At 64.4% G+C, this 14736-nt stretch carries 7 protein-coding genes; 2 read left to right on the top strand and 5 right to left on the bottom strand.

Features of this window, described 5'->3' with window-relative positions; all coding sequences use genetic code 11:
• Positions 1–22 precede the first annotated feature (22 nt).
• On the top strand, positions 23–1999 hold the full coding sequence (locus tag VFZ66_10765; protein HEX6289664.1) for an alpha-amylase family glycosyl hydrolase: 1977 nt from the start codon (positions 23–25) through the stop codon (positions 1997–1999).
• Positions 2000–2139: 140 nt separating this feature from the next.
• Here VFZ66_10765 and glgB read toward each other — a convergent pair whose 3' ends face one another.
• The 5 genes from glgB to serC form a co-directional block, all read right to left on the bottom strand.
• Positions 2140–4332 (bottom strand): 1,4-alpha-glucan branching protein GlgB, encoded by a 2193-nt coding sequence (gene glgB, locus VFZ66_10760; protein ID HEX6289663.1) that lies wholly within the window; start codon positions 4330–4332, stop codon positions 2140–2142.
• Between the two features lie 150 nt (positions 4333–4482).
• On the bottom strand, positions 4483–6357 hold the full coding sequence (gene treZ / locus VFZ66_10755) for a malto-oligosyltrehalose trehalohydrolase (GenBank protein HEX6289662.1): 1875 nt from the start codon (positions 6355–6357) through the stop codon (positions 4483–4485).
• Positions 6358–6446: 89 nt separating this feature from the next.
• Positions 6447–8582, bottom strand: coding sequence for a glycogen debranching protein GlgX (gene glgX, locus VFZ66_10750; GenBank protein HEX6289661.1), 2136 nt, complete (start codon positions 8580–8582; stop codon positions 6447–6449).
• Positions 8575–11625 (bottom strand): malto-oligosyltrehalose synthase, encoded by a 3051-nt coding sequence (treY, locus tag VFZ66_10745; GenBank protein ID HEX6289660.1) that lies wholly within the window; start codon positions 11623–11625, stop codon positions 8575–8577. The genes glgX and treY overlap by 8 nt, the downstream gene beginning before the upstream one ends.
• A gap of 453 nt (positions 11626–12078) precedes the next feature.
• Positions 12079–13173, bottom strand: a complete 1095-nt coding sequence (gene serC / locus VFZ66_10740) for a 3-phosphoserine/phosphohydroxythreonine transaminase (protein HEX6289659.1) — start codon at positions 13171–13173, stop codon at positions 12079–12081.
• A 202-nt stretch (positions 13174–13375) separates the two neighbouring features.
• Here serC and VFZ66_10735 point away from each other — a divergent pair, with 202 nt between their 5' ends.
• Positions 13376–14719 (top strand): MFS transporter, encoded by a 1344-nt coding sequence (locus tag VFZ66_10735; protein HEX6289658.1) that lies wholly within the window; start codon positions 13376–13378, stop codon positions 14717–14719.
• The last annotated feature ends 17 nt before the right edge of the window (positions 14720–14736 follow it).

Below are 14736 nucleotides of genomic sequence, written 5' to 3'. Positions count from 1 at the left end.
TTGAGATTGCCAGAGGTTCACCATGCATGAGACGGAGCGGACTCGTCGCCAGGCGGCTCAGGCGCTTGAGCGTCTGCTGCCGCGCGTGCGAGCAGCGTTTGCCGCAGCCGGCGGATCGGAACAGGATTGGCGGGCCTTCGAGACGCGGCTGCTGCGCGAGTGGGAGCGCCTCTTTGGGCTGCTGATCCGGCTCTACGGGCAGCAGTACGACTTTTTCTATCATCTGGAGCAACTGCTGCACGCCGCCGCCCGCAACTGGCACGAGCGCGCCTCCTGGCTCAAGCAGCTCGACGCGGATCGCGAGGCCATTCCCGATTGGTTCCAGTCGCAGACGATGGTCGGCGGCGTGCTCTACGTCGATCTCTTCGCCGAAACGCTGGCCGGGCTGCGCGACTCGCTGCCCTACTTCAAAGAGCTTGGCCTGACCTATCTGCATCTGATGCCGCTCTTCGACGCGCCTGAGGGCAACAGCGACGGCGGCTATGCCGTGAGCAACTACCGCGCGGTCAATCCTCGCCTCGGCAGCCTCGACGATCTCCGCGCGCTGGCGCAGGCGCTTCAGGCCGAGGGCATCAGCCTGGTGCTGGATTTTGTCTTCAACCATACCTCGGACGAGCATGTGTGGGCACGGCGGGCGCAGGCGGGCGACCCGGACTATCAGGAGTTTTACTTTCTGTTCCCCGATCGCACGATGCCCGACGCCTACGAGCGGACGCTGCGCGAGATCTTTCCAACCGTGCGGCGCGGCAGCTTTACCTGGCGCGAGGACATGCAGCGCTGGGTCTGGACGACGTTCAACAGCTTTCAGTGGGATTTGAACTACGCCAACCCGGCGGTCTTTCGGGCGATGGCCGAGGAGATGCTGTTTATCGCCAACGCGGGCGTTGAGATCCTGCGCCTCGATGCGGTCGCGTTTATCTGGAAGCGGCTCGGCACGGGCTGCGAGAATCTGCCCGAAGCGCACCTGCTGATCCAGGCGTTCAACGCCGTGGCGCGCATCGCGGCTCCGGCGATGCTCTTCAAGTCCGAGGCGATCGTCCATCCCGACGAGGTAATCCGGTATATCAGCCCGCAGGAGTGCCAGATCTCGTACAATCCGCTGCTGATGGCGCTGCTGTGGGAGTCGCTCGCCACGCGCGAGGTCAAGCTGCTGGCGCACTCGCTGCACACGCGCTTCCGCCTGCCGCCGGGCTGCGCCTGGGTCAACTATCTGCGCTCCCACGACGACATCGGCTGGACCTTCGACGACGCCGACGCGCACTATGTCTGGATCGATCCGTTCGGCCATCGCCAGTTCTTGAACGCCTTTTATATCGGGCGGTTTGCAGGCTCGTTCGCGCGGGGCGTGCCGTTTCAGGAGAATCCCGATACCGGCGACGCGCGCGTTTCAGGCACGCTGGCCTCGCTGGCGGGGCTGGAGCAGGCGCTTCAGACGGGCGACCGCGCGCTGGTCGACATCGCGATTCAGCGGATCTTGCTGCTGCACAGCATCATCTTGAGCATTGGCGGCATCCCGCTGATCTACCTGGGCGATGAGCTAGCCACCCTCAACGACTACACCTACGCCGCCGAGCCGGCCAAAGCCGACGATAGCCGCTGGGTCCACCGCCCGCGCATCAATCGAGCCGCGATCGGGAAGCGCTACGATCCGACGACCGCTCCTGGGCGCGTCTTCGGCGGCCTGACTCGCCTGATCACGCTGCGCAAGGCTCAGCCCGCGCTCTACAACGGCGAGATGGAGGTGATCGCCACGGGCAATCCCCATCTCTTCGGCTATGTGCGCTACCACGGCGGCCAGCGGCTGCTGATCGTGGCGAACTTTTCGGAGCATCCCCAGGCGATCGACGGCAATACGCTGCGGACGCACGGCCCCGGCACGCGCTTCACCGATCTGATCAGCGGAGCCGAGATCATCGCCGAGGCGCTGCTGACGCTCGCGCCGTACCAGTATATCTGGCTGGAGCCGATCGGGGCGTACATGATCAGGGTTGAATCGTGATGTAGGACCCATCCGTAGGGGCGTATGGCTTACGCCCAAGGGCCAGGCACCGCCGTGCCCCTACGGTTCGATCCCGGCGATGTGTAAGGGTTCACCAACATACCCCGCATGAATCGCGGCCTCAGCCCCGCGCGTGGCCTCTACCGTTTCAACAGCACCACGGACAGCGGCGGCAATCGCAGGCGTAGATAGGGGTTGCCGTCCTCGCCCTGATGCGTGGCGATCTCGCCGGGATTGCCGACGTTACTGCCCCAGTAGATCGCCGCGTCGGTGTTGAGGATCTCGCGATACGATCCGGCCTGCGGCGCGCGCACCCAGTAATCCTCGTGAATCACGGGCGTCCAGTTGCAGACCGCGACGATCTCGTCCTCCGGCTGCGGGCCGCGCCGCAGAAACGCGATCACGCAGTTGACGGGATCGCTGACCTGAAGCCACTCGAAGCCGGACCAATCGAAGTCGATCGCGTGGAGCGCGCGCTCCTGGCGGTAAAGCGCATGCAGATCGGCGACGAGACGCTGCAAGCCCCGGTGCGATAGCCCGTCGAGGAGATTCCACTCAAGGCCGGTGTCGTGGTTCCACTCGCCCCACTGCCCGAACTCCATGCCCATGAACTGCAACTGCTTGCCGGGATGCGCCAGCATGTAGCCGAAGAGCGCGCGCACGTTGGCGAACTTCTGCCAGTCGTCGCCGGGCATCTTGCCGAGCAGCGATTTTTTGAGATGCACCACCTCGTCGTGCGAGAGTGAGAGGATAAAGTTCTCCGAGAAGGCGTACATCAGCGAGAATGTCACCTGATTGTAGTGATAGCCGCGATAGATCGGGTCGGTCGTCATAAAATTGAGGATGTCGTGCATCCAGCCCATGTTCCACTTGAGGCTAAAGCCCAGGCCGCCGGTGTACACGGGCCGCGAAACCTGCGGCCAGGCGGTCGACTCCTCGGCGATCGTCAGCACGCCCGGATACGCGGCGTGGAGCAGCAGGTTGAACTGCTTGAGAAACTCGATCGCCTCAAGGTTTTCGCGCCCGCCGTACTGGTTCGGCACCCACTCGCCCGGATTGCGCCCGTAGTCCAGGTAGAGCATCGACGAGACGGCATCCACGCGAAAGCCGTCGATATGGTACTTGTCGAGCCAGAAGAGCGCGTTGCTCAGCAAAAAGTTGCGCACCTCGTTGCGACCGTAGTTGAAGATCAGCGTGCCCCAGTCGGGATGCTCGCCCTGTCGCGGATCGGCGTGCTCGTAAAGATGCGTGCCGTCGAAGTAGATCAGGCCATGCGCGTCCTTGGGGAAGTGCGCCGGAACCCAGTCGAGGATCACGCCGATGCCCTCCTGGTGGCAGCGATCGACGAATGCCTGGAAGTCGTCGGGCGTGCCGTGGCGGCTGGTCGGCGCGTAGTAGCCTGTGGTCTGGTAGCCCCACGAGCCGTCGAAGGGATGCTCGCTCACCGGCAGCAGCTCGATGTGGGTATAGCCCATCTGCTTGACATAAGGGACGAGCTGCTCGGCCAGCTCGTGATAGGACAGGTAGCGATTGCCCTGCTCCGACACGCGCCGCCACGATCCCAGGTGGCACTCATAGATCGAGATCGGCGCGGCGAGCGCCTGCCGCCGCTCGCGCTGCCGCAGCCAGTCGGCATCGTTCCAGACGTGCTTGTCGATGTCCCAGGCGATCGATGCGGTCCTGGGCCGGAATTCAGACCAGAAGCCGTACGGATCGGCTTTTTCAAAGAGCTGGCCGCCATGCGTGCGGATCTCGTACTTGTATGTCGCACACTCGGCCAGGCCGGGCAGGAAGATCTCCCAGACGCCGCTCGCGCGCGGCTGCATCGGGTGGACCCGCCCATCCCACCAGTTCCAGTCGCCGATCACGCTGACGCGCTGCGCGTTGGGTGCCCAGACCGCGAACTCCACGCCGCGCACACCGTCGATCGTCGTCAGGTGTGCGCCCAGCTTGAGATAGGTGTTGTAGTGCGTGCCCTCGTTGATCAGATGCAGATCGAACTCCGAGAGCTGGAGCGGGAAGCGATACGGATCGTCGATCTGGTAGGTGACATCCGCCTCCGTCAACTCAAGCCGGTAGGCCGGGAGTGCGTCGGCTGGCAGGATTGTCTCGAACAGATCGCTGCCGACGACGCGGTGCAGCGGGTAGCGCGCTCCATCCTCGCCCAGCGCCGTGATGCTCTGAACGCGCGGGCGCAGCACCCGCAGCACGAACGCAGCGCCGCCGTCGACCGGGTGCGGCCCCAGCACGTCGAATGGCGCGGCGTGCCGCCCGCTGAGCAGCGCATCCAGCTCTTCCCAGCCCAATCCGGTGATACGTTGTGTTTCACTCATCGATCAACCTGTTGCAACTTCAAGGAACATCGTCGATGTTGCCCGTGCGTCGTGCGGTAGTCTGAGGGCAACCTGTTATGCTCTGTCGTAAGCTCTGATCCATCAGAGCACGGACGCCTGTCCGTGCTCTGGCCTGGTTAAGGTCCTGGCTTAGCCGACGTGCAGCACCACGACGCCGGGCGCGCTCATCTGCAACGTTTGCCCCGACGCGCTATCGCCGGAGAGCCGGGCGGGAGCGCTGCCGCCGTAGCCCGCGCTATTGGTGTCCAATAGCACGCGCCATGCCGTTGGCTCGTCGGCCTCGTGTGGCTCGATCGGGCAGCTCAATGCAGCGCCGAGATTGACGATCGCCAGCAGCATGTGCTGCGGCTCGCTTCCGTCGCGGCGCAGCAGCAGCGCTTGATCGCCCAGCGCCGCAGCCCGGAGCGCCTCACGGTCGCGGCGGCGCAGCGCGGGATGGCTGCGGCGCAGCCTCAGCAGATCGCGGTACAGCGCCAGCACAGCGGCGTGCTGAGGCTGCTCGATCTCCGCCCAGCGCAGCTTCGAGCGCTCAAAGGTCTGCGCGGCCTGCGGATCGGGCACCACGACGCCGGTGTCGGTCAGAAAGTAGGCAAACTCGTTGCGGCGGCCCTCTGTCACCAGCCCTCCCAGCTCGGCGTGGTGGTCGGTGAAGAACTGGAAGGGCGACGACGCGGCCCACTCCTGGCCCTGAAAGAGCAGCGGCGTTTGCGGCACCAGCAGCAGCAGCGCCGAAACCGCGCGGTAGGTCGCCGGATCGACGGTGTGATTGAGCCGATCGCCGACCGGACGGTTGCCGATCTGGTCGTGGTTCTGGATGCAGTACACGAACTGCGGCAGGCGCAGCTCAAGCGGCGACGCGCCCCGCGCATGGCCCGACGTGACCGATGGCTGGCCCTGGTAGAACCAGCCGTCAGCGATCGTTTTGACCAGATCGGGCACGCTGCCGCTGTATGCGGCGTAGTAGCCGTGCCGCGCGCCGGTCAGCGCGACCCGCACCTGATGATGAAAATCGTCGGCCCACAGCCCATCCAGGCCATAGCCCCCCTGTGTGATCGAGCGCGCCAGCCGTGGATCGTTGCGCTCGTCCTCCGCTGTGAGCACGAAATGCCGCTCGACCGGCAGCGTGGCGCATACGGCGGCGCTGAGCTGCTGCAAGAAATGCTGCGGGCTATCGTCGATCAGCGCATGCGTCGCGTCCAGGCGCAGGCCATCGACGTGGTACTCGTGTGCCCAGTAGAGCGCGTTGTTGATCAGGAAGCTGCGCACCGCCGCGCTGCCCGGCCCGTCAAGATTGAGCGCGTCGCCCCAGGGCGTGCAGTGGCGGTCGGTGAAGTAGTGCGGGCTGAACACGCGCAGGTAGTTGCCGTCCGGCCCGAAGTGGTTATAGACCACGTCGAGGATGATCGCGAGGCCGTGGCGGTGCGCGGCATCGACCAGCCGCTTGAAGCTCTCAGGCCCGCCGTAGCAGTTGGCCGGAGCGTAAAGATTCACGCCGTCGTAGCCCCAGTTGCGGCAGCCGGGAAAATCATGGACCGGCATGATCTCCAGCGCGGTGACGCCCAGGCTGCGGAAGTAGGGCAGCTTTTCGATCAGCGCCTCGAAGCTGCCCTCAGGCGTGGCCGTGCCGACATGCACCTCGTAGATGATCAGCTCGTCGAGCGGCAGGCCGTGCCAGTCGGCATCGTTCCAGGCGTACGTCGCCGGATCGACCACCACGGACGGCGCGTGAACGCCCTCCGGCTGCCAGCGCGAGGCCGGGTCGGGCCGTGGCTCGCCGCCGTCGACGCTGAAGGCATAGCGCGCGCCCGCGCCGATGCCTTTGATCTCGCCGCTCCAGCAGCCGTCTGCTTCGGGGTCGCGGCTGAGGGCGTGGCGTCCCGCCGGGCTGCCCTGCTCGAAGAGCATCACGGCAACCTGCTGCGCGTCGGGTGCCCAGACCTGGAAGCGTACGCCCTGGCGCGTCACCTGGGCGCCTATATCTAAGCTCCACGTTTCATGTCTCAAATTGGATGCTCCAAAACTTTAAGGAACAAGGAAACAAGAGAACAAGAGAAGAGCCAACCTATGCCTTTGTTCCTTTGTTCTTTCCCCCGCTACAACTGCTCCTTGGGCTGCCGCAGCAGCACCAGCGTGCGCGGATGCAGCTCAAAGATCTCGCCGGGAGCCGCGCTGCGATCGGCTTCGACGTGCGGCGTGTTGGTGTCGAGCAGCACCTCCCAGCGCGGCGCGTGCTCGTCGCCCGGAAGCTTGAAGCACTGCTCCTCGTCGTGGCCGTTGATCAGCAGCAGCATCACATCGTCGCGGATCTCCTCGCCGCGCTCGTCGGTTTCTTCCATCGCCATGCCGTTGAGCAGCATGCCAAGCGCGCGGACGGAGCCGTTGAGCCACTGCTCCTCGGTCATCGTGCTGCCGTCGGGCTGGTACCAGCAGATGTCGCGCACGCCGGTGCCGTGGATCTCGCGGCCCTGGAAGAACTTGCGCCGATGCAGCACCGGATGGGCGCAGCGAATCTGGATCAGCCGCCTGGTGTATTCCAGCAGAAGCTGATCGCGCTCGCTCAGCTCCCAGTCGAGCCAGGAGATCTCGTTATCCTGGCAGTAGGCGTTGTTGTTGCCGTGCTGGCTGCGTCCGCGCTCGTCGCCGCCCAAGATCATCGGCACGCCCTGCGACAGCAGCAGCGTCGCCAGGAAATTACGCTTCTGCTTCTCGCGCAGCGCAGCGATGTCGGGGTCGTCGGTCGGGCCTTCGACGCCGCAGTTCCAACTGATGTTATGATTCTCGCCGTCGCGGTTGTCCTCGCCGTTGGCCTCGTTGTGCTTCTCGTTGTAGCTGACGAGATCGCTGAGCGGGAAGCCGTCGTGGGCCGTGATAAAGTTGATGCTGGCGTAGGGCCGCCGTCCGTTGTGCTGGTAGAGATCGCTCGATCCCGTCAGGCGGAAGGCGAGCTCGCCCACGCCGACGGCATCGCCGCGCCAGAAGGAGCGCACGGAATCGCGATACTTGCCGTTCCACTCGGCCCACAGCACCGGGAAGTTGCCCACCTGATAGCCGCCCTCGCCCACATCCCACGGCTCGGCGATCAGCTTGACCTGCGAGAGCACCGGGTCCTGGTGGATGATGTCGAAGAACGAGCCGAGCCGATCGACCTCGTGCAGCTCGCGGGCCAGCGCCGAGGCCAGATCGAAGCGGAAGCCGTCGACATGCATCTCCAGCACCCAGTAGCGCAGGCTATCCATGATCAGTTGCAGCACGCGCGGATGCTGCGCGTTGAGCGTATTGCCGCAGCCGGTGTAGTCCATGTAAAACCGGGGCGCGTCCGGCACCAGCCGATAGTACGAGGCGTTATCGATGCCCCGGAACGAGAGCGTCGGCCCCAGATGGTTGCCCTCGGCGGTGTGGTTATAGACCACGTCCAGAATGACCTCGATGCCGTGCGCGTGGAGCGTCTTGACCATCGCCTTGAACTCGCGCACCTGCTGGCCCAGCGTGCCGGAGGATGAGTAGCGCACGTCGGGCGCGAAATAGCCGATCGTGTTATAGCCCCAGTAGTTGCGCAGCCCGCGCTCGACCAGATGACGATCGTCGACGAACTGATGCACCGGCAGCAGCTCGACCGCCGTCACGCCCAGCTCTTGGAGATAGGCGATCACGGCAGGGCTGGCAAGACCGGCGTAGGTGCCGCGCAGCGGCTCCGGCACGCCCGGATGCCGCTGGGTAAAGCCCTTGACATGGATCTCGTAGATCACCGACTGGTGCAGCGGCGTGTTCGGATGCGTGTCGTCGCCCCAGTCGAAGGCCGCATCGACGACCACCGCCTTGGGCGTGCCCGGCGCGCTGTCGGCCTTGTTCATGACCAGATCTTGGAGCTTGTTGCCGATCGCATAGCCCGACATCGCATCGCTCCACTTGACCGTGCTGCTCAGCGCTTTGGCGTAGGGATCGACCAGCAGCTTGTGGGGGTTGAAGCGGTGCCCCCGCTCCGGCGCGTACGGCCCATGCACGCGATAGCCGTAGAGCTGTCCCGGCTGAATGCCCGGCAGGTAGCAGTGCCAGACGTAATCGGTCTGCTCAGGCATCTTGATGCGCATGGTTTCTTTAGCCGGATGGTCGGTATCGAACAAACAAAGCTCAACCGCCTGGGCGTGCTCGGAGAAGATGGCAAAGTTGACGCCTTCACCATCCCACGTTGCGCCGAGGGGATAAGGCTTGCCGGGCCAGACGTTACTCATGTGCTGCGTCCTTCGTCAGTAGTGCGACTGGAACATTGGTGAAGATCGCCGCCAGCGGCAATCCGCATATGCCATCCTGTTCGATCGCGGTGATTCGCTGGTTCGTCAAAAGGTGCGTGTAGGTCGCGCCGGGTGTTGCATCGGGCAGCACCAGCAGATCGCCCTCCCACACGCCGCCGATCGGCGCGCTCGCTTCGCCGCTCAGCCGCGTTACCAGACGCGGCACGACCACCAGCAGCTCGGCCTCATCCTTGCGGCGGGCAAAGGCGACGATCTGCTCGGCGTGGGTGCCGCGCGCCTCCAACGGCAGATAGCTGCCCTCGGCAAACAGTTCGGGATGTGCGCGGCGGAAGCGCAGGGTGCGCTGGATCACGTAGAGCTTGATGCAGCCGTCCACTTTATGCTCGACCAGATCGCGCACAAAGGCGGGCACGTCCGTCCGCGCATCGTCGAGCCGCTGGTCCAGCGCCGCGAGCATCGCCGCGCGCTGTGCGTAATCGACCGGGCGGCGATTGTCGGGATCGACCAGGCTCAGGTCCCAGATCTCGTTGCCCTGGTAGATGTCGGGCAGGCCCGGCGACGTAAGCTTGAGCAACGTCTGCGACAGCGCGTTGAACGCGCCGTAGTGGGCGATCCTGACGGCGAAGGCGTGGAAATCGGCCAGAAACGGATTGTCGGAGCGGTTCTCCAGCATACGCGCGATGAACGTGCCGACGGCGCTGCTCCACTCCTGGTTGGGATTGACCCACGTGGTGTTGACCTTGGCCTCGTTCATCGCCTTCTGCATATACGTCTGGATGCGCTCGATGAACGCCGCGTGCGTCGCCTGATCGATCTCGGCGCTCCCGCCAGCGTGCGGCCACGCGCCCAGCAGCGTCTGGTAGAGCAGATACTCCTCGTTGCGATCGGGCGCGGACTTGCCGCCGACTTTGGTTTTGTAGCGCCGGTTGAAGCGGCTCCAGCGACCGATCGCCGCCTTCCACTCTTTGGGCAGCTCGCTCAGCACATCGATCCGGGCGCGCACATCCTCCGAGCGCTTCGTATCATGGGTCGATGTCGTCAGCATGGTGTGCCGCCAGCGCTTGAGCCGCTCGGCGTTGGCGCGGTGGAACGCGGCGACGCTCGTGCCGAAGTATTGGGGCTCGCCGCCGACCTCGTTGAGCGCGATCAGCCGGTTGTAGATATAGAACGTCGTGTCTTCGAGGCCCTTCGCCATCACCGGCCCTGTCACCTGCTGGAACTTTTGCACCCAGTCCTGCTGCATACGGCGATCTTCTTCGTCGGCGGTGCCGGGATAGCGCAGCAGCAGCACGTCGCGGATAAAATCGAAGATCGACGGATCGGTGACGGGATTGCGCTTTTTGGCGCAGGCAATCGCCGTCTCGATGTAGGGCACCTCGCCCGGCGGCACAACGCCGTCGGCAATGTAGGTGCGGTAGATCGGGAAGCAGGCGATCACCTCGCGGAGCGCGAACCTGAGCGCGTTGAGCGTAAAGTCGCGCATGTAGCGGTTGCGCTCGGCGATGCGGCTCAGTTGATGCGCCAGCACGTTGATCTCGCTGACCAGCGCGATCAGCATGACCTGCCGCTTCTTCGCCAAGACCAGATCGTTGAACTTGAGCCGATCCTGAATAAAGCCGCTGTAGAGCGTATCGAACGCTCTGGCATTCGCGCCGTCAACGAACAGGCCATTGACCAGATTCAGAAACTCGTAGCCGCTCGTGCCGTCGACCGGCCATGCGTCCGGCAGGGTTTCGCCGTGGCCCAGGATCTTCTCGACCACAACATATAGCGGTCGGGCGGCCAGGCTATGCGGATCGTCGTTGCACGCGGCCATGTACTGCTCGCTCAGCAGCGGCTCGACCTCGGCCCAGGCCTCGTCGTCGCCGTCGAAGTGCTGGCGGGCCACAGCCAGCAGCGTATGCCGCTGAAGGTTGCGAAAGTAGCGCGCGGGGTCCCACAGGCCGTCGGGATGGTCGATGCGCAGCCCGTTGACACTGCCCTCGGCCAGCAGGCGCAGAATCATGCGATGGGTGGCCGTGAAGACCTCCGGCTGCTCCATGCGGATCGCCGCCAGATCGTTGATGTCGAAGAAGCGGCGATAGTTGATCTCCTCGGCTGCGACGCGCCAGTAGGCCAGGCGGTACGCCTGTGCCCGCACCAGCTCATCCAGCCGATCGAAGGAGCGCGGATCGCCCCGCACGCCGTTGTAGATCGCAACCGCGCTGGTGATCGCCTCGGCGACGACCGGATCGGACTCCGTGAGCGCGTTGAGGCGGCGCTTGACGACCTCTTTTTCGCGCTGGCGCTCCGCGATACGCTCGGCGTCCGTCTCGGTGCGCGGCGGCAGGTGGCTCAGCGCGGTCATGATGCTTTGCAGCTCAAGCACCGAAAACTCTTCGGTTTCCTGCTCCGCCACGGTGTCATACACAAGCTGGAGGATCGGCGTGTAGGTGCGCGGCGCGAGCGGCAGTTGCGTCTCCCAGTAGTGCAGAAAAAACGCGCCGCTGCTGTACGACAGCCGTAGTTCCTGGTTTTCCAAGACCTGGCCGTACTGCGCGCCCAGGATCGGCAGGAGCACCTGATTCCACATCTCCTGCTTCAGCGGCTGCCAATCAATATCGAAAAAGGTAGCGTACGGCGATGACGGCCCGTTCTCAAGCACATCCATCCAGTACTCGTTGGTCGCCTCGCCGATGCCCATGTGATTCGGCACGGTATCGAGGATCTGGCCCATGCCGTGCGCGTGGAGCGTGTCCACAAACTCCTGGTAATCTTCCTCCGAGCCGATCGCCGGGTTGAGCGTGTTATGATCGCAAATATCGTAGCCATGCATGCTTTCCGCACGAGCGCGAAAATAGGGCGATGCGTAGATATGGCTGATGCCGAGCGCCTTCAGATACGGAATCTGCGCCATGGCATCTTTGAAGGTGAATGTTTTGTTAAACTGTAGCCGATAGGTGGCCGTTGGGATCTGTCGTAGTCGTTCGAGATCGGGCTGGAGCGCTTCCCAAAGCTGCACCACACTCGTATCTATTGCCATAAAGGTCTGTCTCTATCCTCTCTAATCGTCGCTCCATAGCTTCACAGCCTGATAGGCCCGTCCTCGGCAAGCTGCTGCCCTGCGGACTGGCCGGGGTGCGTGTTCTCCGAACATTCCCCTGCTGACGCAGAATCGGCGTTTCCCAAACACGCGCCGCGATTCTGCGCGAGGCTGCTGTATAGCTCAAAGTGGCGACATTGCCAGTGGAGCGCGAGTCGCTTCTCCTTTAGCAGGAATTGTGCCTGCTGCGAGTCTACAGCATCATAAATAGCAGGCTGCTTCGTCACAGCACAGCCCGCAAACTGTAGCCTATGATACCACAGCCGTCTGGAGCAACTGGCGGGGAGCGAGGCGCGCCTGCGCGGAGGATCAACGTCGGGCGCTGTGATTGGCGGCTGGTCCGCGCGCCATGTGGAGCGTGTACGGACCAGCCGGAACGCCTACTGCGGGATACTAGCCGTTGCGCCGGGCAAAATCGGCCATGAACTCAGCCAGCACCTCGCAGCCCGTCTGGTCCATCGCGTTGTAGATCGAGGCGCGAATACCGCCGACCGAGCGATGACCGGCCAGGCCAACCATGTGCGCGGCCTGCGCCTCCGCGACGAACCGGGCCTCCAGCGCTTCGCTCGGCAGCCGGAAGGTGACGTTCATCAGCGAGCGGCTATCGGGCGTTGCATGCCCCCGATAAAAGCCGCCGCTCCGGTCGATCGTGTCGTAGAGCACCTGCGCCTTCTGCCGGTTGCGCTGCTCCATCGCCGTCAGCCCGCCGCTGGCCTCGATCCAGCCCAGGACGAGGTTCAGCATGTACACGGCGAAGACCGGCGGCGTGTTGTACAGCGAGTTATTCTTGGCGTGCGTCGCGTAGCGCAGCATTGTCGGCGCGGTTTTGGCGGCGGTTTCCAGCCAGCGCTCGCGGATCAGCACCACGGTCACGCCCGCCGGGCCGAGGTTTTTCTGCGCGCCCGCGTAGATCAGCGCAAACCTGCGGGCGTCCAGCGGTCGCGAGAGGATGTCGCTGCTCATGTCGGCAACCAGCGGACGATCGCCGACATCGGGCCAGGCGTGCCACTGGGTGCCGTAGATCGTATTGTTGGAGGTGATATGCACGTAGGCCGGATCGGCGCTGAGCTGAAGCTCCTCCGGTCGCGGCACGCGCGCGTAGCGCTGCTCGCGGGTGCTGGCAGCGACATGCACCTTGCCGATCTTGGCGGCCTCCTCGCTGGCTTTTTCGGCCCAGGTGCCGGTGAGCAGGTAATCGGCAACCGCGCCCGGTGGCAGGAAGTTGAGCGGCACCATCGCGAATTGCAGGCTCGCGCCGCCTTGCAGAAACAGGACGCGATAGTCGTCGTCGAGGCCAAGCAGCCCCTTGAAGCGCGTCTCGGCCTCGGAGTTGATCGCCTCGTACTCCTGGGCGCGGTGGCTCATCTCCAGGATCGACATGCCGCGCCCCTGATAGTCGAGCAGCTCTTGCTGCGCGTGCTCAAGCACCGGGCGCGGCAAGATCGCCGGACCTGCATTGAAGTTATACACATTGGTCATTGTGCGCATGCTCCTTGATCTACCGTTAAGCGCCGCCGATCGGCGCGTCGGGTCATGGCTGTACTGTATCACACAAGCCACGTCTCGATCCGTCGTCTGCTCGATCGCCGCGAAGACCGGACATGATCGCCCGGCTGCATGACGGATCGCCGCCGCGCAATCTGGACATTGGTCGGTTGTGAGATGCTGCGGAGATCGGTACACTCAGGCTATGCAATTATACAAAGATCCGAACTGGCGGCTGTCTCGACCAGCCCGGCGACGTGGCCTGATCGTCCTGCTGGCAGGCAACTTTTTAATGTTCGGCGGCTTTTTCATGCTGGTGCCGCTGATCTCGGTCCACTACGTCAACGATCTTGGCTTTGCGGCGGCTGCCGTGGGCACGGTGCTGGCGGCGCGCCAACTGACCCAGCAAAGTCTGACCTTAGTTGGCGGCGCGCTGGCCGATCGCTGGGGGCCGAAGGGCCTGCTCTGCTGGGGCCTGGCGATCCGCTCCGTCGCCTTTGCCGGGCTGGCCTGGGCCAGTTCCTTTATCAGCCTGCTGGCGCTGTGTATCCTGGCAGCGTTCGGCGGCGCGCTCTTCGACGCGCCCGGTCGCGCGGCGATTGCCGTGCTGACGGAGCCGGAGGAGCGCGCGCGCTTCTATAGCTTGAACGGCATCGGCGGCGGGCTGGGCATGACGATCGGCCCGCTCGTCGGCTCGCTGCTGCTGCGCTTCGATTTCAGTCTGGTCTGCTTCGCCTCAGGATTTTGTTTTGCCCTGGCGGCGCTGGTGACGACGATCTGGCTGCCGCCGCTGCTGGTGGCGCCGGAGCAGCCGATGCTCCACGGCATCAGTCGCGCCGCTCACGACCGCCCGTTCGTCGTGTTTACCGGGCTGCTGGCTGGATTCTGGTTCATGTGGGTACAGCTCTCGATCTCGCTGCCGCTCGCGGCGCAGCGCTGGGACGCGCCGCAGATCGCCACGCCCTTCGGCTCACTGCCGATCAACGGCGTTGCCCTGGTCTATGCGCTCAACGCGGGCCTGACCGTTGTGCTGCAATATCCGCTGCTGCGGCTGGCAGAGCGTCAGCTTCGCCCGCTGCCGATCGTTGTGGTGGGCACCGGGTTGATGGCGCTGGGCCTGGGCCTGGTGGCGGCAGCCTGGAGCCTGGGGATGCTGCTCGGCTGCGTGGCGCTCTTCTCGCTCGGCGCGATGCTGGTACAGCCGACGCAGCAGACCGTGACGGCGGACATGGCCGATCGGGCTGTGCTGGGCTCGTACTTTGGCTTCAACGCGCTGGCGCTGGCGTTCGGCGGTGGTCTGGGCAACTACATGGGCGGCTGGCTCTACGACACGGCGCGCGCCTGGGAGGCACCGGCACTGCCCTGGCTGGTCTTCGGCGGCGTCGGCTGCGCGGTAGCCGTCGGCCTGATGCTGCTCGATCGAGCCTATGCGCGCGCGCCCAACACCAGCGGCGCAATCGTCGAGCGTGTCGTAGACGAAAGCACAAAGCGACACAGCACAAAGGGAAAACCGAGAACTGTACAAAAGAACAAACGAACAAGGGCTTGACTCCCTTGTTCGCTTGC

It is taken from the genome of Herpetosiphonaceae bacterium (assembly GCA_036374795.1).
GTDB lineage: Bacteria > Chloroflexota > Chloroflexia > Chloroflexales > Kallotenuaceae > LB3-1.
Note: the sequence above shows the minus strand (reverse complement) of the source record. Positions and strands in the feature narration are given on the sequence as shown.